This window comes from Microbispora oryzae (assembly GCF_017896165.1).
Classification (GTDB): Bacteria; Actinomycetota; Actinomycetes; order Streptosporangiales; family Streptosporangiaceae; genus Microbispora; species Microbispora oryzae.
Map to the genome: position 1 here is coordinate 85,043 of NZ_JAFCNB010000017.1, position 25,345 is coordinate 110,387.

Below are 25,345 nucleotides of genomic sequence, written 5' to 3' on the forward strand. Positions count from 1 at the left end.
GCTCAGCGCACCCGGGCGGAGGTCTCGGGGCTCACCCGCACCACCCCGGCGAGGTTCCTGGTGTAGATCTTCGCGATCCGCACGACGTCGCCGGTGTGCGGGGCGTGCAGCATCTTCCCGTCGCCCCAGTAGATCGCCACGTGGGAGATGTAGCCGGGATTGGTGGGATCGTTGCGCCAGAACAGCAGGTCGCCGGGCTGGGCCTGGGAGAGCGGCACGTGCGGCCCGGCCGCCCACTGCTGGGCGGCCACCCTGGGCATCCGCACCCCCGCCTGCCGGTACGCCCACTGGACCAGCCCGGAGCAGTCGAAGCTGTCAGGCCCCTCGGCCCCCCAGACGTACGGGCGGCCAAGCTTGCTCACGGCGGCCTGCAGCGCCCTCGTGAGCTGATCGCCCGACATGAACGCCGACGACGGCCACGTCGTGCGGCCGCCCTCGGGCGCGACCACCACCGGGTTGATCCCGGCGACCTGGGTGCCCTTGGGCAGGATCTTGAGGAGCTTCGCGCGGAGCTTGGCCGAGTCGACCTTGGGGGCGCTCACCACCAGCGCGTTGCCCTCCGGGATGCCGAGCCCCCGCGCCGTCGGCCGGGACACGATCGCGGCGATCGACCCCATGCCCACCGTGGCGTACGCGCCGATGCGCAGCCTGAGGCCGCCGCCGTCCACCGTGGAGCCCAGTTTCACGCCGCCGTCGTGGCCCAGTTCGAACGACACCGCCATGTCGCCCGCGGCGACGTCGCGCCAGAGGTCGTCGGATCCTGCGGTGATCTTGGGGGTGTACGAGCGGAAGGTCGACGGGTCGACACCCATCGTGGGCACGCGCTTGCCGTCCACGAGTACGCCGGCGGCGTCCGTGACCTCGGCCGACTCGACGCCCGCCTGCCGCCGTACGCGGTCGACGACCTCCGCGGGCAGCGGGTCCTTGGCCACGACGAAAAGATGCGGCCGGATCAGCTTGGTCAGCGGGGCCACGGCCGAGGGCGCGGGGCCGGTCCCGGCGTTCCGGTCGCCCCCGCCGTCCTGCCGGGGGCCGGGCTCGCGTTCGCCCGCGCGGTGGGTGGCCGTCCGGCCGTCGTCCAGGCGCCGGTCGTCGCCGGTGGCCGTGAAGCGGGTGGCGTCCGGCGAGACGACCCCGCCGAGGATGAGGATGTCGACGGACAGGACCGCGACGAGCAGGGCGGCCACGAAGGGGAAGACGCGCCGCGGGAGGGTCGAACGGCGGCTGGGGGCCCGCCGGAGCGGGCGCGGCCCGTAGGCCAGGTCCTGGCGGGCCTCTAAGACGATCCTGGCGACGTTGCGGCGGATCCGGGTGGAGACGCGCGCTCGACGATCGAGCACGATCTCACCCCTTTCCCCGGCCATGGTCCGTTCCAGGGATGAGCCTGCCCGACGGCGGAGAATCCCGCAATCCGTTACGGAATTCCCGCCGTGGGGTTTTCGTCCGGATCAGTTGCCGATGTACGGCACTGCCTCAAGGATCTCCACCGAGCTCTGCCGGCCGTTGGGCATCGTGTAGGTGGCGGTCTCGCCGACCTTCTTGCCGTTGATGGCGGCCCCGAGCGGGGAGTTCGGCGAGTAGACGTCGATGGGGGCGCCGCTCTCCTCGCGGGAGGCGAGCAGGAAGGTGACCTCCTCGTCGTCGCCCCGGAAGCGGACCGTCACGGTCATGCCGGGGCCGACGACCCCTTCGGCCCGGGGAGCCTCGCCGACTCTCGCGCTGTCGAGGATCTGGCGGAGGTGGAAGATGCGGGCCTCCATCTTGCCCTGCTCGTCCTTGGCGGCGTGGTAGCCGCCGTTCTCCCTGAGGTCGCCCTCTTCACGGGCGGCTTCGATCTTCTTGGCGATGTCCGTGCGTCCCGGGCCGGAAAGGTACTCGTACTCCTCCTTGAGGCGGTCGTACGCCTCCTGCGTCAGCCAGGTGACGTTTTCGTTCTGGGAGACGGCCACGGGCTCTCCTTGTTTCCGTAAGTGACTCGATAGGCGTTGAGAAGTTAACGCCGTCGAACGCTTCCCCAAAGATTCCACTATACGAGATCGCAGTAGTCGACCTGAACCGTCGTGGCCTGCGCACTTGTCCGTACACGCTCGTCGAGCCGCACGTCGGAGCCGGCGGCCGGCACGGCGATGTCGCGGCTGCCGACCTCCAGGTGCCGCGTGTCGAGGGCCCGCAGCCGGCAGGTGGCCGCGCGCCCCGAGGGCTTGTGGACGGTGAACGTCACGTCGGCGTGGTCGGCCGCCGCGGCGTCGTAAGTGATCACCTGGCCGTTGACGACGGGATTCCCGTTGGCCGCGAGCATCACGTAGCCCCAGCCGCCGCCCATCAGCGCGACGAGGAGGCCGATGACGACGTACGCCACGCGAGTGCCGCGGCCCGCCGGGCGCTCGGCGAAGTCGTCCGGCGTGCCGAGGACGGGGGTCTGCCCCCCCTCAGACGCCTGATCGCTGGCCATCGCGGAATCCTTTCGGAAACTGTCGGTGTTGTGCGAGACGATTGCCCACACGGGTTTGGCCGTGCCGTGCGGGCGCGAACGGGTCGCTACGAAGCACCTACGAAGCACACGGCCAATTAGAAGCTAACCTCTTCTGGGGTTAGAGGACACCACGAGGAGAGCCGTGAGTGCATCGTTGAGACTGATGGCCGTTCACGCGCACCCCGACGACGAGTCGAGCAAGGGTGCGGCCACGATGGCGCGTTACGCAGCCGAAGGGGTGAGCGTGCTCGTCGTGACGTGTACCGGCGGTGAACGCGGCTCGATCCTCAACCCGAAGATGGACCGGCCCGACATCCTGGAGAACATGGGCGAGGTCCGCCGCCTGGAGATGGAGAAGGCGCGCCAGATCCTCGGGGTCGATCAGCGGTTCCTCGGCTTCGTCGACTCCGGGCTGCCGGAGGACGAGAACGAGCCGCTGCCCGAGGGGTGCTTCGGGCTCCAGCCGCTGGAGACGGCCTCCGCGCCGCTCGTCGCCGCGATCCGCGACTTCCGGCCGCACGTGATCCTGACGTACGACGACGACGGCGGCTACCCCCACCCCGACCACGTGATGACCAACCGGATCTCGATCGAGGCGTTCGAGGCGGCCGGCGACCCCGACCGCTACCCCGGCACCGGGGAGCCCTGGCAGCCGCTCAAGCTCTACTACCACATGGGCTTCACCAAGGAGCGGTTCGAGGCGCTGCACGAGGCGATGACCGCCCGCGACATCGGCTCGCCGTACGCCGACTGGATCTCCCGGTGGGAGGACCGGCCGCAGAAGTGGGCCGTCACCACCCGGGTGCCGTGCGGCGACTACTTCGAGGTGCGCGACCAGGCGCTGCTGGCCCACGCGACGCAGGTCGACCCCGACGGGTTCTGGTTCGTCTGCCCGCGGGAGATCCAGCAGGAGGTCTGGCCCACCGAGGACTACCACCTCGCGCGGTCCCTGGTCGACACCGAGTTCCCCGAGGACGACCTGTTCGCCGGGATCCACGCGGGGGTCTCCCCTGCCTGCTCGTAAGCTGGAGGCGTGGACTACACGACGTACGGCCCGGGCATCCTGGCGTTCCTCATCGTCGCCGCGATCGGCGTGGCCCTGTTCTTCCTGCTCAAGTCGATGAACAGGCAGTTCGGCAAGATCCAGGTGCCGGACGACGAGCACGCGAAGCGCGGCGGCGAGAACGGGCACGGCGCATGACCGAGGTCGCAGACAACACCGAGGCGCATCGTTACGAGATCACGGTGGACGGCGTCGTCGCCGGCTTCGCCGAGTACCGGCTGCGCCCGGGGAAGATCGTCTTCACCCACACCGAGGTCCGCGACGAGTTCGAGGGCCGAGGCCTGGGCAGCACACTGATCCGGGGCGCGCTCGACGCCGTCAGGCCCTCGGGGCTGGCCGTTGTGCCGCTGTGCCCGTTCGTGGCGCGCTACATCAGGCGGCACCCCGAGTACCGCGACCTGGTCGATCCCGAACACCTCGACCTGGTGACCACCACCGACTGAGCGCCCGGCCTCACTCGGGCGGCATCGAGCCGGCCGACCAGGCGCGTTCGAGCGCCTTCGGCAGGCCCCACCAGCCGAGCGGGGTCAGCACCTCCGAGCGGTCCACGATGCCCAGATGCGCCCAGAGCGGGGTGACCGCGGTGAACAGCATCTCCGTGGCCTCCAGGTCCTCCGGCTCGTCGGGCTCGACGTCGACGTCCTCGGAGTCGGCGATGAACCGGGCGATCCGCTCGGGTGAGGCGAGGACGCCGGGGCCGTACCGGACCAGGGTGGTCACCGCGGCCAGCCAGTCGGCGTGGTGGATGGCGCACAGCGAGGCCAGGATGGAGTCCTCGTGGCTGAGCTCGCCGTCCATGTCGAAGAAGCGGGCGGCGTCCTCCTCGTCGGGCAGGTCCGAGATGGGCGAGGCGATCCCGGCGGCGACGGTGAGCCACAGCTCCTCGTCGCTCTCCGGCAGCGAGTCCTCCTCCAGGCCGGCGCACGCGCGCAGGATGGTGCCCGGATAGCCGGTGCGGGTCAGCGTGACCCGGAGCCGCAGCGCGGCGGACCGCAGGTCGGCGGCGGGAAACGGCGGCTCCGGCAGATCTTCGAGCACCCGCTGCAGCTCGCTGAGCGCGTAGGCCTCCTCTTCGTCCCAGGTCGCGTAGAGCTCCTGGTCCTGTTCGTCGTTGACCACGACGTTGGGCACCCGGCCGTCCGGCAGCGGCGTGCCGAGCCACCGCTCCTGGAGTTCCTCGTAGGCGTGCCTGGCCTCCACGTCGCCCGAGGTCAGCGCGTCCGGGTCGATCTCGCCGCGGGCCAGCCGCTCCTCCAGGAACTCCACCAGCCGCTCGTACATCTCGACGGCCACCGGACCGCGCTCCCCCTCCTCGGGCCACAGGAAGTAGCTCCGGGTGAGCATGATCGGCTCGGTCCCGCTTGACTCCAGCCACCGCTGGACGTCGCCGACCGTGGCGACCCCCGACTCGATCCTGGCCAGGATGGTCTTCGCCGACGTCCAGAAGACGACGGAGAGGGGGTTGCCCGCGGCGAGCATCTCGCGCCGCAGATCGGGCAGGGCGACCAGGGCCTGCCCTGAGGGGACGGCCAGCAGTGCCCGCGCCACGTCGCGCCGCGTCAACGCCGCGGCCGGGCGGCCGGCGTACCTGACCGCGAAGTCCAGATCCAAGCCCACGTCCTGTGAGCCTACGCCCGGCGGCCCCGCCGCACACCCCCACGGCCCCCGCGGACATGCCTCGCCGTCGTAACGGAATGATCAGTTTCCGGCCATGTCCGGTCCGTCCGCGCGGCGGTCGGCGTCGCGCGGCCGGTGTGAGAGGCTGTGCGCATGAATCGGCTGGGTAGTGAGACCTCTCCCTACCTCCTCCAGCACGCCGCCAATCCCGTGGATTGGTGGCCATGGGGAGAGGAGGCGATGCGAGAAGCGAGTAGGCGGGACGTACCCCTTTTGATTTCGATCGGGTACTCATCCTGCCATTGGTTACCCGCTTCTTGACATCCACCGGTGCCACGTGATGGCGCACGAGTCGTTCGAGGACGAGGCGACCGCGCGGCTGATGAACGAGATGTTCGTCAACGTCAAGGTCGACCGTGAGGAACGGCCCGACGTCGACGCGGTCTACATGAGCGCCACGCAGGCGATGACGGGGCACGGCGGCTGGCCGATGACGGTCTTCGCCACCCCCGAGGGACATCCCTTCTACACCGGGACCTACTTTCCCCGGGCCCAGTTCCAGCGGCTCCTGCTCGGCGTGTCGCAGGCCTGGCGCGACGATCGCGACGCGGTGGTCGCCCAGGGCGCCACCGTCGTCGGCGCGCTGAGCGAGCGCGGCGGCGTGCCCTCCGGCCCCATGCCGACCGCGGGCACCCTGGAGACGGCCGTACGCGACCTGGCGCGGACCTTCGACGAGCGGCACGGCGGCTTCGGGGGCGCGCCCAAGTTCCCGCCGTCCATGGTGCTGGAGTTCCTGCTGCGGCACGGGACGCCCGACGCGCTGCGCATGGCCTCCGCCACCATGGAGGCGATGGCCAGGGGCGGCCTGTACGACCAGCTCGGTGGCGGCTTCGCCCGCTACTCGGTGGACGCCGCCTGGGTCGTGCCCCACTTCGAGAAGATGCTCTACGACAACGCCCTGCTGCTGCGGACGTACACGCACTGGTGGCGGTCGACCGGCTCGGTTCTCGCCCGGCGGGTGGCGCTGGAGACCGCGGAGTGGCTGCTGCGGGAGATGCGCACGCCCGAGGGCGGCTTCGCCTCCGCCCTCGACGCCGACAGCGAGGGCGAGGACGGCACACACGGCGAGGGCCTCTTCTATGTCTGGACGCCGGACGCGATCAGAGAGGTGCTCGGCCCGGACGACGGCGACTGGGCCGTGGCGCTCTTCGAGGTGACCGGCACCTTCGAACACGGCACGTCGGTGCTCCAGCTCCTGCGCGACCCCGGCGACCCGGACCGGTACGAGCGGGTCAGGAGCGCCCTGTTCTCGGCGCGCGAACGGCGGCCGCGGCCGGGCCGGGACGACAAGGTGGTGGCGTCCTGGAACGGCCTCGCCGTCGCCGCCCTCGCCGAGACGGGCGCCCTGCTCGAGCGCCCCGACCTGGTGGACGCGGCGCGGGACGCGGCCGAGCTGCTGATCGGCCGGCACCTGAGCGGGCAGCCGTCCGCGCGGCTGCTACGCACCTCCAGGGACGGCCGTGCGGGCACGCACGCCGGCGTCCTGGAAGACTACGCCGACGTCGCCGAGGGCCTGCTCGCCCTGTACGGCGTGACCGGCGAGACCCGGTGGTTCCGCGTCGCGGAGAGCCTGCTGGAGACGCTGCTGGCCCGTTTTCCCGACGGCTCGGGCGGCTTCTTCGACGCGGCCGACGACGCCGAGCGCCTCTTCCAGCGGCCCCAGGACCCCACCGACAACGCCACCCCGTCCGGCCAGTTCGCCGCGGCGGGCGCCCTGCTGTCGTACGCCGCCCTGACGGGTTCGGCCCGCCACCGGGAGGCCGCCGAGGCGGCGCTCGGCCCGCTCTCCGCTCTCGCCGACGGGTACGCCAGGTTCGCCGGCTGGGGACTGGCCGTGGCTGAGGCGGCCCTGCACGGGCCCGCCGAGGTCGCGATCGTCGGCCCGCCAGAAGACCCGCGCACCCGGGCCCTGCACCGGGCGGCCCTGCTGTCGCCCGCGCCGGGCCTCGTCGTCGCCCTGGGTGACGGAACGGCCGATGGAACAGCCGAGGGAACGGCCGGCGTGCCGCTGCTGGAGGGGCGTGGCCCGGTCGGCGGCGCGCCCGCCGCGTACGTCTGCCGGCGTTTCACCTGCCGGGCCCCCGTCACCACGCCCGGCGAGCTCAGGGCCGAGCTGGCCACCTGATCTCACCCCGCCCCGGCAGCCACCCCCGACACACCCCAGCCGCAGCCGGGCCGCATTTGGGCCACATCTGGGCAGCGTTCGGGGGGCGCGGCGCGGAGGCTCAGCCGGTGGGCGCGCCGCCGGGGTCGGGGTTCGGGATCACAACGGGACCGCCGTCGCCACCACCAGTGCCACCACCGCCGTCGCCCCCGCCGATGCCGGTGCCGCTCCCGCCGCCGGTGCGGCCGTTGCCGCCGGGAGGCTCGGCGCCGCCCGGCTGATCACCGGGCTGATCACCGGGCTGGTCGCCCTGCTGGCCACCGGGCTGGCCCTCGGAGCCGTCGCCGGGCCGGCCTGTCCCACCGCCGGTGCCGTTCCCGTCCTGCGGAGGCGTCTGCGGGCGGCCGGACCCGCCGGGAGGCGTGACCGGCACGCCGTCCGTCGGGAAGGGAGTCGCGCCGTTCGCCCCATCCGGGCGCGCCTGGGTGTAGCCCTCCCAGTAGTTGTACGGATCCCAGCTGACCGGGTCGGGGAACTGCTTGACCGGCTTGTCCTCCATGGCCGCGCTCATGAAGTGTTTCCAGATCTGGGCGGGCAGCGAGCCCCCGAACAACTCTCCGTAGCCCGGGATCGTCACGGGCTTGTTGTCGTCGCGGAACATGTCGACCGCCACGGCGAGCTGGGGGACGAACCCGGAGAACCAGACGGCCGCCGACTCGTCGGTGGTGCCGGTCTTCCCGGCGGCCGGGCGGTCCCACAGGCGGGCGGCCGTGCCCGTGCCGCCCCGGATGACCTGCTCCATGGCGTAGGTGGCGTCGGCGGCGGTCGACTCGCGGAAGGCCCGCTTCCCCGGCGGGGCGAACCGGCGGGTGATCCCGCGCGCGTCGGTGACCGAGCGGATCACGTGGGCGTCGTGGTGGACGCCGAGGGCGGCGAACGTGCCGAAGCCCGACGCCTGCTGGACGGCGCTCACCGACGCCACGCCCAGCGGGAACGTCGCGGCCGACTCGTGCGGGGTGAGCTGCGCCGCGGGGATGCCGGCCGCCTCCGCCGCCGCCGCGACCTTGTCCAGGCCGACCTTCTGCCCGAGGTCGACGAACGCCGTGTTGACCGAGTTGCGGGTGGCGTCGACCAGGTTGATCTCCGGGCCGTACGAGGCGCCGCCCGCGTTGGGGATGTCCGCGGTGCCCACCCGGATCGGGGACATGCCGTCCACCAGCGTGTCGAGGCCGTACCCCGCCTCCAGCGCGGCGGCCAGCGTGTACGGCTTGAACGTCGATCCGGCCTGGACCTTCGCGGAGAACGCGTTGTCGTACTGGTTGGCCTCGTAGCGACCGCCGTAGAACGCGAGCACCTCGCCGGTGGCCGGGTCGACCGCGGCCAGGCCGGTGCGCACCTTCTTGGGGGTGTCTTCCGGCAGCTCCGACGTCACCGCCTCCTGGGCCAGCGACATCAGCTTCTTGTCGAAGGTCGTGGTGACCTTCAGACCGCCCTTGTTGATGTCCTCGTCGGTGAAGCCCAGCCGGTTCAGCTCGGCGTTGACCTGGGCGAGCATGTAACCGTTCTGGCCGCCGAGCGAGAGCGGCGCCTTCTGCTTGGCGAAGGTGGGGAAGACCAGCGCGGCGGCCTGCTCCCGGGTGAGCGCGTGGATCTCGACCATGCCGTCCAGGACCGACCGCCACCGCGCTCGCGCGGCCTCCAGATCGGCGCCCTTCGGGTCGGCGAAGCGGCTCGGCTGCTGGATCACCGCGGCCAGGTAGACCCCCTGCGCCGTCGACAGCTTGGAGACGTCGACGCCGAAGTATGCCTTGGCCGCGGCCTGGATGCCGTACGCGCCCCGGCCGAAGTAGATCGTGTTGAGGTAGCGCTCAAGCACCCAGTCCTTGGACTGCGAGCCGTCCACCTTCAACGCGATCATGATCTCCTTCAGCTTGCGCCCGACGGAGCGTTCCTGGCCGAGGCCGCTGTAGTAGTTGCGGACCATCTGCTGGGTGATCGTGGAGCCGCCCTGGAGCTGGTGGCCGCTGACGGTGGACCACATCGCCCGGAACGTTCCAGACAGCGACACGCCCTTGTCGCGGTAGAACGTGCGGTTCTCGGCGGCGATGACGGCGTCCCGCACGGGCGTCGGGACCCGGCTGAGCGGCACGGTGGTCCGGTCGACTCCGACCCTCGCCAGCACGGTCTTGGCGTCGCGGTAGTAGATGACCGAGCCCTGTGCGGTCGCGGACTCCTGCGCGCTGCCCGGGATGGGCGTGAGGAGCCAGACGACGCCGAGGAACGCGACCAGCCCGAGGACCAGACCGCCCACGCCGAGAAGGAGGATCCGCGGAAGCCGGCGCCGCCGGCGCCCCGGCGTCGGCGCGGCCCCGCCGCCGGGCGGGCCCGCCGCCTCGGCGGGACGTTCGTCGCCGCTGTCCACGCATTACCCCCAGATGTCCGCCGCCGCCCGTGAGCTGGGCGGTTCTTCCACGGTAAACGATGGGCCACGATGCCCGGCGCGTTCCGCGAGGGCTGTGGACAACCGCGTACGACGAGGAGCGTCAGGCGCCGGCCGCGGACACGAGCGGCATCGTCCGGTACGGCACCGGGGTGTCGAGGGCGATCACGGACGAGGTCCGCATGACGCCCTGGACGTCCACGATCAGATCGATGACCCGCTGCAGGTCGGCGTTGCTGCGGGCCACCACCCGGCAGAGCATGTCGTCGCCCCCCGTGATCGTGTGCGCCTCCAGGACCTCCGGGATGAGCGCGAGCCGGTCGGCGACCGGCACGTGCCCGCCGACCTGCCGGATCTGCAGGGTCACGAACGCGGTCACGTCGTAGCCCAGCGCCGACGGGTCGATGTCGGGGCCGTACCCGGTGATGACGCCGCGGGCGGCGAGCCGGTCGAGCCGCGCCTGGACGGTGCCCCGGGCGACGGCCAGGCGACGGGAGCACTCCAGCACGCCGATCCTCGGCTCCGCGGCCAGCAGCGAGATGAGCCGGGCGTCGAGCTGATCAATCGTCACAACGTCCTCCGGACGAGCAGGCCCACGACTGGGCAGATTGTCCAATGATTCAGCTCACTGTTGCACAATTTGGGCACGTCGACGGACAGTTGTGCCATGAACGATGTCTTTCCCGTGCACGGCATGGACGCTGTGGTCTTCGCCGTCGGCAACGCCAAGCAGGCCGCGCACTACTACTCGACCGCCTTCGGCATGCGCCTGGTCGCCTACCGCGGGCCGGAGACGGGCAGCCCCGACGAGGTGGCGTACGTGCTGGTGTCGGGCTCGGCGCGGTTCGAGCTGCGCGGCTCGGTCCGGCCGGGCACCTTCGTCGCCCGGCACGTGGCCGACCACGGGGACGGCGTCATCGACCTGGCCCTCGACGTCCCGGACGTGGAGGCGGCCTACCGGCACGCCTTGGCGCAGGGCGCGACCGGCCTCGTGGAGCCGCACATCGTGGAGGACGACCACGGCAAGGTCGTGACGGCGGCCATCGCGGCGTACGGCGAGACCCGGCACACCCTGATCGACCGCTCCGCCTACGCCGGCGCCTACCTGCCGGGCTACGTCGCGGCCGACCCGATCGTGGCCGCGCCCGACGTCAGGAACGGCCGGGTGTTCCAGGCGGTCGACCACTGCGTGGGCAACGTCGAGCGCATGGACGAGTGGGTCGAGTTCTACGAGAGGGTGATGGGCTTCTCCAAGATGGCGGAGTTCATCGGCGACGACATCGCGACCGAGTATTCGGCGCTCATGTCGAAGGTGGTCGCCGACGGCACCCGCAAGGTCAAGTTCCCGCTCAACGAGCCGGCGGTGGGCAAGCGGAAGTCGCAGATCGAGGAGTATCTGGAGTTCTACGGCGGCCCCGGCGTGCAGCACATCGCCCTGGCGACCAACGACATCCTGGCCACCGTCGACCACATGACGCGGGCGGGAGTGGAGTTCCTGGACACGCCCGACTCCTACTACGACGACCCGGCGCTGCGGGCGCGGATCGGCGAGGTCCGGGTGCCGGTCGAGGAGCTGAAGAAGCGCAAGATCCTGGTCGACCGCGACGAGGACGGCTACCTCCTGCAGATCTTCACCAAGCCGGTGGTCGACCGGCCGACCGTGTTCTTCGAGCTCATCGAGCGGCACGGCTCCCTGGGCTTCGGCAAGGGCAACTTCAAGGCGCTCTTCGAGGCGATCGAGCGGGAACAGGCCCGCCGAGGCACGCTCTGACACGCCCATAGGCGGTCCCCGCCGGCCGCGGGGTGACCGTCACGGAGGGCGATTTCACCCCATAGGGGATGTTTTGCGGTTTTCCGGCTTTGTCCCGGCGGCGGCCTGGTGACCAACCAACCATGGGAGCAGCGCCGCCGCCTCCGGGCGGGCCGTACGAGGAACCCCGGGTCCCCTGGACCGCTCCCCCGCTCGGCACGGCGGGCCCGCCGCTGGCGGGCCGGTGGCGCCGGCTGTTCGCGGGGATCGTGGACGCCATCATCGTGGGGCTCATCTCGTCGCCGTTCGCGTGGAGCGGCTGGATGGTGCTCGGCAGCCGCGCCGGCGCGACCGGCGGCGTCGACGTCTCGCAGGCCTTCCTCGCCGGTGTGATCGGCTTCCTCTACTACTGGCTGCTCCAGTCGTTCTGGAACGGCTGGACCGTGGGCAAGCGGCTCTTCGGCATGCGGGTCGTGCGGGACGACGGGTCGCCCGCGGGGCCGGGGACCATCGCCGTCCGCCAGCTGGTGGAGGTGCTGCTGGGCTGGCTCTGCATCCTCGGCCTGGTCGACCTGGCGTGGATCCTCTTCGACCGGAGGAAGCAGGCCCTCCACGACAAGGCGGCCGGAACGCTCGTCGTCGACTCCTGACGCGTCCGCCCGGCCCTCTTGCCGGCCCCTCGCCGCCACTCGGCCACCGGCGGCCCCAGGGGTCGCGCCACGGCTCGCAATCCCCGGCTAACCGCGCGACCTCGCGTAATGTGGCTGGCCCTATGGCTGTTCACCGTTTCCCGGTCACCGTGTCCCTGACCGCCGTCCTGTGCGCCGCGCCTCTCGCCGTCTCGTCGGCCTGCACCGCGTCCGAGGGCGCGGTCGCCCCGCCGTCGCCCGCTCCCATCCTCGCCGGAGCGGGCACCGCGGGCATCGCCACCGCGGGCGTCGGCACCGCCGGCGCGCCCGGCATCGGCGACCCCGACTTCCCGAGGGACGGCAACGGCGGATACGACGTCGAGCACTATGGCCTGACGCTGGCGTACGACCCCGCCACCAGGCAGCTCACGGGCAACGCGGCGATCCGGGCGACCGCCGTACAGGACCTCACGTCGTTCGACCTCGACCTGTCCGGGCTGACGGTGAGCCGGGTGACGGTGGGCGGCACTCCCGCGGGCTTCAGCCGCCAGGGCGACGAGCTGGTGATCAGCCCCGCCGCCCCGATCTCCAAGGGCGGCGCCTTCGACGTGGTGGTCGACTACGGGGGCGTGCCCCAGCCGATCCGCGGTTACAGCGGCCTCGGCACGTACGGGTTCACGGCGACGGCCGACGGGGCGTTCGTGGCCTGCGAGCCGAACGGCGCCAAGACGTGGTTCCCGTCCAACGACCACCCGGCCGACAAGGCGACCTACGACTTCCGCCTCACCGTGCCGGGAGGGCTGACCGCCATCGCGAACGGCGAGCTCGACGGCGCTCCGGTCACCACCGGCGGCCGGACGACCTTCGTCTGGCGGGAGCGGCACCCCATGGCGTCCTACCTGGCCACGATGACGGTGGGCCGGTTCGACGTCCGCACCGGCCGGAGCGCGGGGGGCCTGCCGGTCTACGCCGCCGTCGACCCGGCCTTCCGCGACTCCCTCGACGACCTCTACACGCGCAGCGCGGAGATCACCGACTACTGGTCCACGGTGTTCGGGCCGTACCCGTTCTCCTCCACGGGCGGGGTGATCGACGACTTCGCGGCGGGCTACGCGCTGGAGAACCAGACGAAGCCGCTCTACGGCGGATTCCGGCCGCAGCAGAGCATCATCGCCCACGAGCTTGCCCACCAGTGGTTCGGCGACAGCGTGAGCATCACCCGATGGAAGGACCTGTGGCTCAACGAGGGCTTCGCCACGTACGCCGAATGGCTGTGGTCGGAGCACCGGGGCGGCGAGAGCGCGGACGCGTTCTTCCGCCACTACTACGCGAACGCCACCGATCCGATGTGGGACTATCCGCCCGGCGCCGCCCGGCCCGCCGACCTGTTCAACGCCTCCGTCTACGTCCGGGGGGCCATGGCCCTGCACGCGCTGCGCCTGGACATCGGCGACGCCCGCTTCTTCGCCCTGCTCCGGGCGTGGACCGGCGAGCACCGGTTCGGGAACGCCACGACCGCGCAGTTCGTCGAGCTGGCCGAGCGGACGTCGGGCCGGAAGCTCGGCCCCCTGTTCGACGCCTGGCTCACGCGTCCCGGCCGCCCCTCCGTGGCCTCAGGCCCGCCGCAGCCCGCCGGAGCTTGACCCGGGCCGCCCGAGCACGGGCTCAGGAGAAGAACAGCTTGTAGCCCTCCCGCCGCAGGGCGCCGAGCACCTCGTCGCAGTGCGCGGGCCCCCGGGTCTCCAGTTGCAGGAGCACCTCGGCCTCCTCCAGGTGCAGCCGCGCGCCGACCCGCTCGTGCACCACGTCGAGCACGTTGGCGCCGAGCTCGGCCAGCCTGGTCAGGAGCGCCGCCAGGGCCCCCGGCCGATCGGTCAGCCGGATGCGGAAGGCCAGGTAGCGCCCGGCGGCCGCGAGGCCGTGCCGCAGCAGCCGGGCCAGGAGGAGGGGATCGATGTTGCCGCCGGACAGCACCGCCACCACCGGCGGGTCGAACGCGCGCGGCCGGTCGAGCAGGGCCGCGACCCCGGCCACCCCGGCCGGCTCGACCACCAGCTTCGACCGCTCCAGGCACAGCAGCAGCGCCTTCGACAGCGCCTCCTCCGACACTGTGACCACACTGTCGACCAGATAGTGGATCAGCTCGAACGGCAGCTCACCCGGGCGGCCGACCGCGATGCCGTCGGCCATCGTGGACGTGGGCTCGACCATGACCGGATGCCCGGCCGCCAGCGACTCCGGATAGGCCGCCGCGCGGTCGGCCTGCACGCCGACGACCCGGATCCCCGGACGCAGCGACTTCACCGCCAGCGCGACCCCGGCCGCCAGCCCGCCGCCGCCGATGGGGAGCACGATCGTGCCCGTGTCGGGGAGCTGTTCCATGATCTCCAGGCCGACGGTGCCCTGCCCGGCCACCACGTCCGGGTGGTCGAACGGGTGGATGAACACCGCGCCGGTCCGGTCGGCGTCCTCACGGGCCGCCTGCAGCGCCGCGTCGACCGTGTGCCCGGCGAAGACCACGTCGGCGCCGTACGCCCTGGTCGCCTCGACCTTGGGCAGCGGCGCGCCCTGCGGCATGTAGACGGTCGACTTGGCCCCGAGCAGCGACGAGCCCAGGGCCACCCCCTGCGCGTGGTTGCCCGCGCTCGCGGCCACGACGCCCCGCGCCCGCTCCTCCTCGCTCAGCCGGGCGATGCGCACGTAGGCGCCCCTGATCTTGAACGACCCGGCCCGCTGGAGGTTCTCGCACTTCAGATGGACCGGTCCGCCGATCGTCTCCGACAGCACCCGGGAGTGGAGCACCGGCGTCTGGGCGGCCACCCCCGCCAGCAGCTCGCGTGCGGCGACGACGTCGTCGTACGTCACCTGTGGAACACCCATGCCCGCAGTCTCCCATTCATCCGCGGGACGGCGTCCGCCCGCCGGGGCCGTGCCCTCCCGGGCTCTCGCCCGGTCTCCGTGGCCGCTATGACGCGTGGACGACGGCGGGCGGCCGGTCGACCGCGAGCTTCAGCGCGAAGGCGCCGAGCATGGTGCCCATGACGTAGCGCTGGAGGCGCAGCCAGCGCGGCCGGGTGGCCAGGAACGCGGCGAGGCCGGCCGCGGCAACGATGATCACCGTGTTGACGCCCATGCTGATCAGAATCTGCACGGCGCCGAGCGCGAAGCTCTGCTCCATCACGTGCCCGGCCGACGGGTCGATGAACTGGGGCAGCAGCGACAGGTAGAGGACGGCGGCCTTGGGGTTGAGCACGTTCGTCACCAGCCCCATGGTGAACAGCCTGCCCGTCGAGTCGGGCCGCAGGTCCCTCGGCTGGAAGACCGACACCCCGCCCGGCCGCAGCGTCTTCCAGGCCAGGTAGAGCAGGTACGCCGCGCCCGCGAGCTTGATCACCACGTACGCGGCGGGGACCAGCGCGAACACCGCCGTGAGTCCGAGGCAGGTGGCGCCGAGGTAGACGAGGAAGCCGACGGCGACTCCCGAGAGCGACACGAGCCCGGCCCGCCGTCCCTGGCTGATCGAGCGGGAGACGAGATAGATCATGTTGGGCCCCGGTGTGAGGACCATCCCCAGGGCGACGATCGCGATTCCGGTCAGAGCTGCGACATGCACGGAAAGATCCCCCTTCGTCTCGGCAAGCCTAAGGATCCTTTCCCGTTCGGTCCACGGCAGGGCGGCAGATCTTCGGTACGGCTGCGGTCAGCGGCGCTCGCTCGGGGGTGAGCGGGCGGGCTGATCGCGGGGTGGGCACCGGAGTCATCCGGCGGACCAGTAGCTGCCGGGGGCGACGACGAGGGCGGCCGCGCCGACCAGGCCGGCCTCCTGGCCCAGGGCCGCGGGCACGACCCGGATCCGCCGGGCGAACGTGATCCTGGCGTGCTCGCGCAGCGCCTCCTCCAGCGGCCCGAACAGCAGCGGACCCGCCTGCGAGAGCCCGCCGCCGATCGTGACGAGGTCGAGGTCGCACAGGGCGGCGGCCGACGCGATGGCCGTCCCGAGCGCGCGGCCCGCCCGCGTCATCGCCTCCAGCGCGATCGGGTGACCGGCCGCCGCGTCCGCCGCGAGCCGGCGCGCCGAGGCGGCGGTCGCCTCCAGGTAACGGGCTTTAGGCCCGTCCGCGCCGCCCGGCGCGGGGCCGGTGTCTGGCCCGGTGTCTGGCCCGGTGTCCGTCGCGGTCGCGGGCTCGCGCGGCTCCTCCGCCGGAGACCAGCCCCGTTCCACGGCCCACGCGGCCAGGCCCGGGCCGCGGGCGATCGCCTCCAGGCAGCCGCGCCCGCCGCAGCCGCACGGCTGCCCGGCGGGATCGACGACCACGTGGCCGATGTGCCCGGCGTTTCCGGTGCCGCCGTCGACCAGCCGGCCGCCCAGGATCAGCCCGCCGCCCACGCCCGTGGAGACGACCATGCCGAGCATGTTGGGCACGCCGCGGCCCGCGCCCCGCCAGTGCTCCGCCACGGCGAGACAGACGGCGTCGTTGTGGATCCGCACCGGGACTCCGGGGAAGCGCGCGGCGAGCCGCTCCCGCAGCGGGAAACCCCGCCAGCCCGGCATGTTGAGCGGCGACACCGCCCCATCCGGCCAGGTCATCGGGCCGCCGCAGCCGATCCCCACGCCCGCGACGGCGTCCGGGACGTCCAGGTCGTCGAGCAGCGCGGTCAGCGTCTCCCACAGCGCCCGAGCGTCGCCCCCCGGCGGAGTCGCGGCCACCCGGGATTCGGCGACGCCGCCGCCGGCGTCGACCAGGCCGACGGCGAACTTCGTCCCGCCGATGTCCACGGCCAGGGTCAGATCGCCCATGTCACGCGTTCGGAGCGGCGGGGGCCGCGGGCGAGGAGAAGACCAGCAGCGAGGCCGTGAAGCCGTGCACGTGGTTGTGGCCGCTCACCGGACCCATCTCGCCCGCCGCGAAGAACCCGGCGAGCCCGATCGGCCCCAGCCGATCGCGTACGGCCAGGGCGTCGTGGTCGGCGGACCCGAACATCGCCGACCCGCGGCCGTTGCAGGAGAACAGCAGGGCGCCGTCGATCCCGTCGGCCCGCCGCCGGTAGCCCTCGAGAAGCTCGTGCAGGTCTTCGGCGGCCGTCTCCGCGTCGCGCACCTGGAAGCGCACGGTCTGGCCGATCTCCACCACGTCGCCGATGGCCACCGCCTCGCGCTCGGGGTCGATGCCGATCACGCCGCGGATCAGGAAGTCGCCCCGCTCGTGCCGCTCGGCGTACTCGTCCATCGCGACGCCGATCTGTAAGCCGGAGGCCACAAGCTCGCGGTCGTCCTCGTCGAGCGCGCTCACGATGTCTTCCAGGCGCGCCAGGGCGGGCTGTCCGGCGAGCTCGAGTAGCAGGTTGTCCTCGGCGCCCGTCACGACCATCGACGGCCCGATCGGGCGGCAGCCCTGGCTGACGACCGTGTCGATCCGCACCGGCCCGCCGAGGATCACGCCGATGGCTCCGCCCTCGTGGACCTCTCCCTCCGCGAACAGCCGGACCGATCCCCGCCCGTGCATGCCGTTCGCCATGCCTCCGACGATGGGCAGGCCGTCGAGGACCTCGCCGGAATGCTCGACGAAGGCGTCGGTGGGGAAGCTGTACGGGTCGGCCAGCATGATCGCGACCTGGTCGTCCGGCTCGCGCTCGGGCAGGCCGATGACCACGAACCGGTCCTCGGTGCGGAGCGTCTCCAGGGTGAACGGGGTGATCCTCGCGCCGCCGAGGGAGGCCGCCCAGGCGCTCACGGACGGCTCAAGCTCGATCCCCTGTCCCGCGCCGATCACACCGGTCGCGCTGCAGCCGATCACCTGCGCGCCCGGAGCCAGCGCCATCGCCCGATGGCCCGCCCGGCCCACCTCGTCGGGATCGTCTCCGCAGATGAAGAAGCACACCAGGTCGGCCGGACCGCTGAGGCCGTCCAGCGCCCGGCGCACTGCCGACTCCGCGGTCTCCACCAGGTCAGCGCCCACGGCGAGACCGTCGGCGAAGCGGCTCGTCATCACCGCCATCGTCTCGCCTCCTCCTGTCGGGACCTCATCTCGTCCTTCGCGCATTCTCCCCACTGCGCGGGCTTCGACGCACGCGAGGCCGTACGCGATTGGCGTAACCGCCGGGCACACGACGCCGGCGGCCCGGCGAGCAGGACGGATTCCGGGACGGCCGGCCGCCGGTACGGTCAATCGGGCTGCCGGATCCCCTGATGGCGACGTAGTCTCGACTGGTGCACAAATCGCCCACGCCCGCCTCCAGCACTCTTCGCGAACTGCGTGAGAGCGGCCACCGATACCGCACGGTCAAGGCTGAGATCAGGGAGAACCTCCTGGCCAGGCTGCGGGCCGGGGAGCCGCGTTTCCCCGGCATCGTCGGATTCGACGACACCGTCCTGCCCCACCTGGAACGCGCTCTGATCGCCGGCCACGACCTGGTCCTGCTCGGCGAACGCGGCCAGGGCAAGACCCGCCTCATCCGGACCGTCGCCGGTCTGCTCGACGAGTGGACCCCGGTCGTCGCCGGGTGCGAGATCAACGATCATCCGTACGCGCCGGCCTGCGTGCGGTGCGTCAGGCTCGCCGCCGACAAGGGCGACGACCTGCCGGTCGCCTGGAAGCACCGAGACGAGCGGTACGGCGAGAAGCTCGCCACCCCCGACACCTCGGTCGGCGACCTGATCGGCGACGTCGACCCCATCAAGATCGCAGAGGGCCGGACGCTCGGCGACCCGGAGACCGTCCACTACGGCCTGGTGCCCCGGACCAACCGCGGCGTCTTCTCCGTCAACGAGCTGCCCGACCTGGCCGAGCGGATCCAGGTGTCCCTGCTCAACGTCCTGGAGGAACGCGACATCCAGGTCCGCGGCTACAACCTGCGGCTCCCGCTCGACCTCCTGCTGATCGCCAGCGCCAACCCCGAGGACTACACCAACCGGGGCCGGATCATCACGCCGCTGAAGGACCGCTTCGGCGCCGAGATCCGCACGCACTATCCGCGCGGCGTCGAGGACGAACTGGTGCTCATCCGCCAGGAGGCCGAGCTCGACGACCTCGGCGCCGACCTGCCGGACCACCTGGTCGAGATCATCGCGAGGTTCACCCGGCTGGTGCGCGAGTCGACGGCGGTGGACGCCCGCTCCGGCGTCTCCGCCCGCTTCTCCATCGCCGCGGCCGAGACCGCCGCCGCCTCCGCCGTACGGCGGGCCGCGCTGACTGGGGAGGAGCGGCCGGTCACCCGGATCTGCGATCTCCCGGGCATCGTCCACACGCTGCGCGGCAAGGTCGAGTTCGAGGTCAGCGAGGAGGGCCGCGAGGTCGACGTGCTGGCTCACCTGCTCCGCCGGGCCACCGCGGAGACCTTCCGCGGCACCCTCGGCGGTACCGACCTCACCTCGCTCGTCGACCGGTTCACCCAAGGCGTCCAGGTCGAGTCGGGCGAGCTGGTCGCCGCCAACGAGCTGCTGCGGCGGGTGGGCCGGATCGAGGGCCTGTCCAGGATCATGGCCGGGCTCGGCATGGGCGAGGGCGACGAGTCCCCCGGCCACGCCGCAGCGGCCCTGGAGTTCGCCCTTGAGGGCCTCTACCTGATGCGCCGTCTGTCGAAGGACGAGGTCGCGGGCGGAGCGGTGTACCGCACGTGATCCTCACGAGGGATCTTCATACGTCCCGAAAGGGGGCATAACGGCGTGAGCTTCCTGTACCGGGAATATCACGACGGGCCGGACCCGCTGGCTCCGCCGTACGACGTGCGCTCGGCCCTCGACGAGATGGGCGACGCCATCCTGTCCGGCTCGACGCCCCTCGACGCGCTGCGCGACCTGCTGCGGCGGGGGCTGCCCGGCGCCCCTGACCGCCGGGGGCTGGACGACCTGCTCCGCCAGGTGCGCAGGCGCCGCCGCGAGCTGCGGGACAACACCCGGCTGGACGGCACGCTGGAGCAGGCCCGCGCGCTGCTCGACAAGGCGATCGGGCAGGAGCGCGCCGAGCTCTTCCCCGACCCGTCCGACGACGCACGCTTCCGCGAGTCGGCGCTCGACGCGCTGCCGTCCGACACCGCAAGGGCCATCCAGGAGCTGTCCGAGTACGACTGGCGGTCGGGGGCGGCCCGGCGGACCTTCGAGGAACTGCGTGACCTGCTGCGCCGGGAGGTGCTCGACAGCCGGTTCCGCGGCATGCGGGAGGCGCTCGCCAACCCCGATCCGGCGGCGATGGAGCGGGTCCGGCAGATGATGTCGGACCTCAACGAGATGCTCGACCGGGACGCCCGGGGTCAGCACACCGAAGACGACTTTGCCGAGTTCATGCGGAAATACGGGGACATGTTCCCGGAGAACCCGCGGAACCTCGAAGAGCTGGTCGACCAGCTCGCCCGGCGCGCCGCGGCTGCCCAGCGGCTGATGGCGTCGCTGACCCCCGCCCAGCGCGAGGAACTGGCCGCGCTGATGGAGCAGACCCTGGAGCAGGCCGGCCTCGCCGAGCAGATGCGCCGCCTGGGCGACTCCCTCCACGCCCGCCGTCCCGACCTGGCCTGGGGCACGCCGGAGCGGGTCTCCGGCGACGACCCGACGGGCATGGGCGACGCCGTCACCGCGCTGGAGGAGCTCGCCGACCTCAGTGACCTGGAGAGCGCCCTGCGGCAGGACTATCCCGGCGCCGGGCTCGACGACGTCGACGAGGACGCCGTACGGAGGGCGCTCGGCCGCTCCGCCGTGGACGACCTGGAGGCCCTGCGGCGGATCGAGCGGGAGCTGGAGGCCCAGGGCTACCTCCGGCGCAACCGCGGCAAGCTGGAGCTCACCCCCAAGGCCGTACGGCGGCTGGGCGAGACCGCGCTGCGCCGGGTCTTCGCCCATCTCGACGCGGGCCGCCGGGGCGACCACGACCAGCGCGACGCGGGCACCGCCGGGGAGCTCACCGGCAGCAGCAGGCCGTGGCGCTTCGGCGACGAGCAGCCGATCGACGTGGTCCGGACCGTGATCAACGGAGTGCGGCGGACCGGCCGGGCCTCCTCGGGAGCGGTGCGGCTCACCGTCGACGACTTCGAGGTGGCGGAGACCGAGCGCCGCTCGGCCGCCGCCGTGTGCCTGCTCGTCGACCTGTCCTACTCGATGGCGCTGCGGGGCACCTGGGCGTCGGCCAAGCAGACCGCGCTGGCGCTGCAGTCCCTGGTGGCGTCGAAGTTCCCGCAGGACGCCGTGCAGATCATCGGGTTCTCCAACTACGCGCGGGTGCTGCTCCCCGACGAGCTCGCCGGGCTGGAGTGGGACATGGTGCAGGGCACGAACCTGCACCACGCGCTGGTCATCGCCGGGCGCCACCTCGACCGGCATCCCGACTTCGAGCCCGTCGTCCTCGTGGTCACCGACGGCGAGCCGACCGCGCACCTCATGCGCAACGGCGTGCCCCGGTTCGAGTGGCCGCCCTCGGCCGAGACGCTGTCGCTGACCCTCGCCGAGGTCGACAAGATGACCAGGCGGAAGGCGACGATCAACGTCTTCATGCTGGCCGCCGACGACCGCCTGCGCGAGTTCGTCGACGAGGTCGCCCGGCGCAACGGCGGGCGCGTCTTCTCCCCCAGCGCCGATCGTCTCGGCGAGTACGTCGTCAGCGACTTCCTCCACACCCGCAGGGCCCGCTGACGACCCATCGTCGACCGATCGTCGGCCGATCGGCGGTGGATCGCGACAGTTCGGCGACAGATCGGCAACGGTAGATCACGGAGCGCGATAATCGATTGCCGATCCGGTTGCGATCGGCGGACGATAGTCAGGAGTTCCCCGGTATTCGCGCTGATCGTTCCACGGCCCCGGTGGAAGGACCCCCCGATGATCGTCGCATTGGGCCTGGTCACACTCATGGTGATCACGGTCGTTCTCTACGAGCTCTGTCTCGGCGCCCGCAGCCGGCGTCGCAAGTGAGACGCCACCCGTCCCGGGCCGCGCGGCCCCGGGACGGGAAACGGCGGGACGCGCCGCGCGGGGTGACGGTGCCGATGCGATCACCGAGACGATAGCCTCGACCCCATGTCGTTCCTCGACAATCTGCTGCTGTGGCTGCACATCGGCTTCGCGATCTTCGCCATCGGCCCCCTCACGGCCGTGACCAGCGTCACGCCGCGCTACATCCGGGCGCGCGACCTGAACGTGCTGCGCTATCTGCACCGCACGACCCGGCTGTTCGGCCTGCTGACGCTCGGGGTGTTCCTGTTCGGACTGCTCCTGGGCCGCGGCTCGCTGGGGCTGCCGTACCTGTCGGCCTCGATGACGCTCTTCGTCGTCGCGGCGGTCCTGCTCGTGATCATCGAGCGTGACCAGCGGACCGCGATCCAGGCGCTTTCGACCGAGTCGCCGGAGGACGACGCGAAGGTGCAGACAGGACGGATCGCCGCGCTCTCCGGCATCACCGCCCTGATCTGGCTCGTGATCCTCTTCTTGATGGTCTTCTTCAGCGGCAGCTGAGAGGGCCGGCTGACAGCGCCGGCTGACCGGCCGCCTAGCTCAGGGCCTCGGTGAGGTCCGCCAGGATGTCGTCGACCGTCTCGATGCCGACCGACAGCCGTACGAGGTCGGCGGGGACCTCGAGCGGCGAGCCGGCGGCCGAGGCGTGGGTCATCCGGCCCGGGTGCTCGATCAGCGACTCGACGCCGCCCAGAGACTCGCCCAGCGTGAACAGCCGGGCGCGGGCGCAGACCTCGACGGCGGCCTCCTCGCCGCCGGCCACGCGGAACGAGACCATCCCGCCGAAGCGGCGCATCTGCTTGGCCGCCACCTCGTGGCCCGGGTGCTCCGGCAGGCCCGGATAGAACACCTGGGTCACCCTGGGGTGCGACACCAGCAGGTCGACCACGCGCTCGGCGTTGTCGCAGTGCCGCTCCATCCGCACGCCGAGCGTCTTGAGCCCGCGCAGCGTCAGCCAGGCGTCGAACGGCCCGGCGACCGGGCCCATCGCGTTCTGGTGGTAGGCGAGCCGCTCGCCGAGGTCGGCCGACCCGGTCACCAGGGCGCCGCCCACGACGTCCGAGTGGCCGCCGACGTACTTGGTCGTCGAGTGGACCACGACGTCGGCGCCCAGCGCGAGCGGCTGCTGCAGGTACGGCGAGGCGAACGTGTTGTCCACCACGAGCAGGGCGCCCTCGTCGTGCGCGATCTGCGCGAGCCCGGCGATGTCGGCCACGTTCAGCAGCGGATTGGTGGGCGTCTCCACCCAGATCACCCGGGTGCTCCCGGAGCGGACGGCCGCGCGGACCGCGTCGAGGTCGCCCAGCGGGACGGGATCGAACGACACCCCCCACGGCCCGAGCACCCGGGCGAACAGCCGGTAGGTCCCGCCGTACGCGTCGTCGGGGATCAGGACGTGGTCGCCGGGACGGCAGACCGCGCGCAGCAGCGTGTCCTCGGCCGCTAGTCCCGACGCGAACGCCAGGCCGCGCGTGCCGCCCTCGACGGCCGCCAGCGCCTCCTCGAGGGCGGTCCTGGTGGGGTTGGCCGACCGGCTGTACTCATAGCCTCCGGCGCGCAGGCCGCCCACGCCGTCCTGCTTGTACGTCGAGACGGCGTAGATGGGCGGCACCACGGCGCCTGTATGTGGATCTGCCTCCTGGCCCGCGTGGACGGCCAGGGTCTCGAAGCCTTGGTTCATGGGGTCGAGACTATCCGCAGGTTCCTCCGGCACCTGGCGGCGCGAGCACCTCAGGCGTCCTTTTTGCCGTAGATCGTCCCGGCAAAGATCATCGGATTTATCAGGACTTGTCCAAAGAGTCCGATCACCGCTAGTGGTTGGCCAGGAAGGCCAGGAGGTCCTGCCGGGTGACCATGCCGACGGGCTTGCCGTCGTCAAGCACCACGGCGGCGTCGGCCTTCTCCAGCGCCTCCACCGCGCGGGCGACCGGCTCGCCGATGCCGATGATCGGAAGCGGCGCCGACATGTGCCCGCCGATCCGGTCCTCCGAGCGCACCCGCCCGCGATAGAGGCCGTCGAGCAGGTCGCGCTCCACGATCGAGCCGACGACCTCGGCCGCCATGACCGGCGGCTCCTCCTTCATCACCGGCAACTGCGAGACGTTGTACTCACGCATGATCGAGATGGCCGTGCCGACCGACTCGTGCGGGTGGACGTGGACGAACTGCGGCAGCCCGGCCGACTTGCGGCCGAGCACGTCGCCGACCAGGCCCTCGTCGCTCGACGTGGTGAGGAACCCGTAGTCGGCCATCCAGTCGTCGTTGAAGATCTTCGAGAGGTAGCCGCGCCCGCCGTCCGGCAGCAGCACCACCACGACGTCGTCCGGGCCGGCGGCCTGCGCCACCCGGAGCGCGGCGACCACAGCCATCCCGCAGGAGCCCCCGACCAGCAGGGCCTCCTCCCGGGCGAGCCTGCGGGTCATGCCGAAGGAGTCCTTGTCGGAGACGGCGATGACCTCGTCGCAGATCGTGGTGTCGTAGGTGGCGGGCCAGATGTCCTCGCCGACGCCCTCGACCAGGTACGGCCGGCCGTCGCCGCCCGAGTAGACCGAGCCCTCGGGGTCCGCTCCGATGATCTTCACCCGGCCGCCGGAGACCTCCTTGAGGTAGCGGCCGGTGCCGCTGATCGTCCCGCCGGTGCCGATGCCCGCCACGAAGTGGGTGATCCTGCCCTCCGTCTGCGCCCAGATCTCGGGGCCGGTGGAGTGATAGTGGCTGGCGGGATTGTCCGGGTTGGAATACTGGTCCGGCTTCCAGGCGTTCGGGGTCTCACGGGCGAGCCGATCGGAGACGGAGTAGTAGGAGTCAGGGTGATCCGGGGACACCGCGGTGGGGCAGACGACGACCTCGGCGCCGTACGCGCGGAGGACAGCGATCTTGTCCTGTGCGACCTTGTCGGGGCAGACGAACAGGCAGCGGTAGCCCTTCTCCTGCGCGACGATGGCCAGGCCGACGCCGGTGTTGCCCGAGGTCGGCTCGACGATGGTGCCGCCGGGCCGCAGCGCGCCGCTCCGCTCCGCGGCCTCCACCATCCGCAGCGCGATCCGGTCCTTCACCGATCCGCCGGGGTTGAAATACTCCACCTTGGCCAGCACCTGGGCGGGAGCGCCCGCCGCCACCTTGCGGAGCCGGACGAGCGGGGTGTTGCCCATCAGCTCGATCAGCGAGTCGTGTACGCGCACCGCGAAGACCACCTTGGTTTGCCTAAGCTTTGTCGGCTTGTCCGCTGCCGTGGTCCCGAAGGGGTGGCGGGGACTCGGCTAATTTCTTCTTGC

21 protein-coding genes and 1 pseudogene are annotated in these 25,345 nt (G+C 71.9%); 10 read left to right on the plus strand and 12 right to left on the minus strand.

Going from position 1 to position 25,345, the window contains the following annotated elements:
* Positions 1 to 2: 2 nt before the first annotated feature.
* From JOL79_RS25520 to JOL79_RS25530, 3 genes are all read right to left on the minus strand, one after another.
* Positions 3 to 1,340: a C40 family peptidase gene (locus JOL79_RS25520; RefSeq protein WP_307848722.1), complete on the minus strand. Its 1,338-nt coding sequence runs from the start codon at positions 1,338 to 1,340 to the stop codon at positions 3 to 5.
* A gap of 108 nt (positions 1,341 to 1,448) precedes the next feature.
* On the minus strand, positions 1,449 to 1,949 hold the full coding sequence (gene greA / locus JOL79_RS25525) for a transcription elongation factor GreA (protein WP_210158428.1): 501 nt from the start codon (positions 1,947 to 1,949) through the stop codon (positions 1,449 to 1,451).
* A gap of 77 nt (positions 1,950 to 2,026) precedes the next feature.
* Positions 2,027 to 2,452, minus strand: coding sequence for a DUF4307 domain-containing protein (locus tag JOL79_RS25530; protein WP_210158429.1), 426 nt, complete (start codon positions 2,450 to 2,452; stop codon positions 2,027 to 2,029).
* A 163-nt stretch (positions 2,453 to 2,615) separates the two neighbouring features.
* On the opposite strand from JOL79_RS25530, the gene mca reads away from it, so the two are divergent.
* Genes mca through JOL79_RS25545 form a run of 3 tightly spaced genes read left to right on the plus strand, consistent with a single transcriptional unit; the run spans position 2,616 to position 3,979 of the window.
* Positions 2,616 to 3,497: a mycothiol conjugate amidase Mca gene (gene mca, locus JOL79_RS25535; RefSeq protein WP_307848723.1), complete on the plus strand. Its 882-nt coding sequence runs from the start codon at positions 2,616 to 2,618 to the stop codon at positions 3,495 to 3,497.
* Positions 3,498 to 3,506: 9 nt separating this feature from the next.
* The gene (locus JOL79_RS25540; RefSeq protein ID WP_210158430.1) at positions 3,507 to 3,674 is read left to right on the plus strand and encodes a hypothetical protein; all 168 of its coding nucleotides are present in this window, start codon (positions 3,507 to 3,509) and stop codon (positions 3,672 to 3,674) included.
* Positions 3,671 to 3,979 carry a GNAT family N-acetyltransferase gene (locus tag JOL79_RS25545; RefSeq protein WP_210158431.1) on the plus strand — a complete coding sequence of 103 codons (309 nt, stop codon included), beginning with the start codon at positions 3,671 to 3,673 and terminating at the stop codon, positions 3,977 to 3,979. Before JOL79_RS25540 ends, JOL79_RS25545 begins: the two co-directional genes overlap by 4 nt.
* Before the next feature lie 10 nt (positions 3,980 to 3,989).
* On the opposite strand, the gene JOL79_RS25550 is transcribed toward JOL79_RS25545, so the two are convergent.
* Positions 3,990 to 5,153 (minus strand): hypothetical protein, encoded by a 1,164-nt coding sequence (locus tag JOL79_RS25550; RefSeq protein WP_210158432.1) that lies wholly within the window; start codon positions 5,151 to 5,153, stop codon positions 3,990 to 3,992.
* Between the two features lie 153 nt (positions 5,154 to 5,306).
* On the opposite strand from JOL79_RS25550, the pseudogene JOL79_RS25555 reads away from it, so the two are divergent.
* Positions 5,307 to 7,338, plus strand: a pseudogene (locus tag JOL79_RS25555) (thioredoxin domain-containing protein).
* Positions 7,339 to 7,438: 100 nt separating this feature from the next.
* Here the strand turns inward: JOL79_RS25555 and JOL79_RS25560 are convergent.
* Entirely contained in the window at positions 7,439 to 9,739 is a 2,301-nt protein-coding gene (locus tag JOL79_RS25560) for a transglycosylase domain-containing protein (RefSeq protein WP_307848724.1), read from the minus strand.
* A gap of 121 nt (positions 9,740 to 9,860) precedes the next feature.
* On the minus strand, positions 9,861 to 10,328 hold the full coding sequence (locus JOL79_RS25565) for an Lrp/AsnC family transcriptional regulator (protein ID WP_210158433.1): 468 nt from the start codon (positions 10,326 to 10,328) through the stop codon (positions 9,861 to 9,863).
* A 96-nt stretch (positions 10,329 to 10,424) separates the two neighbouring features.
* Here JOL79_RS25565 and hppD point away from each other — a divergent pair, with 96 nt between their 5' ends.
* The 3 genes from hppD (at position 10,425) to JOL79_RS25580 (ending at position 13,779) form a co-directional block, all read left to right on the plus strand.
* The gene (gene hppD / locus JOL79_RS25570; RefSeq protein ID WP_230985443.1) at positions 10,425 to 11,528 is read left to right on the plus strand and encodes a 4-hydroxyphenylpyruvate dioxygenase; all 1,104 of its coding nucleotides are present in this window, start codon (positions 10,425 to 10,427) and stop codon (positions 11,526 to 11,528) included.
* Between the two features lie 122 nt (positions 11,529 to 11,650).
* Positions 11,651 to 12,157, plus strand: a complete 507-nt coding sequence (locus JOL79_RS25575; RefSeq protein WP_210158434.1) for an RDD family protein — start codon at positions 11,651 to 11,653, stop codon at positions 12,155 to 12,157.
* Between the two features lie 122 nt (positions 12,158 to 12,279).
* A complete protein-coding gene (locus JOL79_RS25580; protein WP_210158435.1) occupies positions 12,280 to 13,779 on the plus strand; it encodes a M1 family metallopeptidase in 1,500 nt (499 codons plus the stop codon).
* A gap of 22 nt (positions 13,780 to 13,801) precedes the next feature.
* On the opposite strand, the gene ilvA is transcribed toward JOL79_RS25580, so the two are convergent.
* The 4 genes from ilvA to JOL79_RS25600 form a co-directional block, all read right to left on the minus strand.
* Positions 13,802 to 15,016, minus strand: a complete 1,215-nt coding sequence (gene ilvA, locus JOL79_RS25585) for a threonine ammonia-lyase (RefSeq protein ID WP_210158436.1) — start codon at positions 15,014 to 15,016, stop codon at positions 13,802 to 13,804.
* Between the two features lie 85 nt (positions 15,017 to 15,101).
* A complete protein-coding gene (locus tag JOL79_RS25590) occupies positions 15,102 to 15,749 on the minus strand; it encodes a LysE family translocator (RefSeq protein ID WP_307848725.1) in 648 nt (215 codons plus the stop codon).
* Positions 15,750 to 15,893: 144 nt separating this feature from the next.
* A complete protein-coding gene (locus JOL79_RS25595) occupies positions 15,894 to 16,934 on the minus strand; it encodes an ROK family protein (RefSeq protein ID WP_210158437.1) in 1,041 nt (346 codons plus the stop codon).
* 1 nt (position 16,935) lies between these two features.
* Positions 16,936 to 18,132, minus strand: a complete 1,197-nt coding sequence (locus tag JOL79_RS25600) for an FIST signal transduction protein (protein ID WP_230985444.1) — start codon at positions 18,130 to 18,132, stop codon at positions 16,936 to 16,938.
* A 212-nt stretch (positions 18,133 to 18,344) separates the two neighbouring features.
* On the opposite strand from JOL79_RS25600, the gene JOL79_RS25605 reads away from it, so the two are divergent.
* The 3 genes from JOL79_RS25605 to JOL79_RS25615 all read left to right on the plus strand — a co-directional run bounded on the left by JOL79_RS25605 (position 18,345) and on the right by JOL79_RS25615 (position 22,571).
* Positions 18,345 to 19,754, plus strand: coding sequence for a sigma 54-interacting transcriptional regulator (locus JOL79_RS25605; protein ID WP_210158438.1), 1,410 nt, complete (start codon positions 18,345 to 18,347; stop codon positions 19,752 to 19,754).
* A gap of 45 nt (positions 19,755 to 19,799) precedes the next feature.
* A complete protein-coding gene (locus JOL79_RS25610; RefSeq protein ID WP_210158439.1) occupies positions 19,800 to 21,752 on the plus strand; it encodes a vWA domain-containing protein in 1,953 nt (650 codons plus the stop codon).
* Between the two features lie 384 nt (positions 21,753 to 22,136).
* The gene (locus JOL79_RS25615) at positions 22,137 to 22,571 is read left to right on the plus strand and encodes a hypothetical protein (protein ID WP_210158440.1); all 435 of its coding nucleotides are present in this window, start codon (positions 22,137 to 22,139) and stop codon (positions 22,569 to 22,571) included.
* Between the two features lie 34 nt (positions 22,572 to 22,605).
* On the opposite strand, the gene JOL79_RS25620 is transcribed toward JOL79_RS25615, so the two are convergent.
* Both JOL79_RS25620 and JOL79_RS25625 read right to left on the minus strand, forming a co-directional pair.
* On the minus strand, positions 22,606 to 23,751 hold the full coding sequence (locus JOL79_RS25620; RefSeq protein ID WP_210158441.1) for a cystathionine gamma-synthase: 1,146 nt from the start codon (positions 23,749 to 23,751) through the stop codon (positions 22,606 to 22,608).
* Between the two features lie 130 nt (positions 23,752 to 23,881).
* Positions 23,882 to 25,252, minus strand: a complete 1,371-nt coding sequence (locus JOL79_RS25625) for a cystathionine beta-synthase (protein ID WP_210158442.1) — start codon at positions 25,250 to 25,252, stop codon at positions 23,882 to 23,884.
* Positions 25,253 to 25,345: the final 93 nt, after the last annotated feature.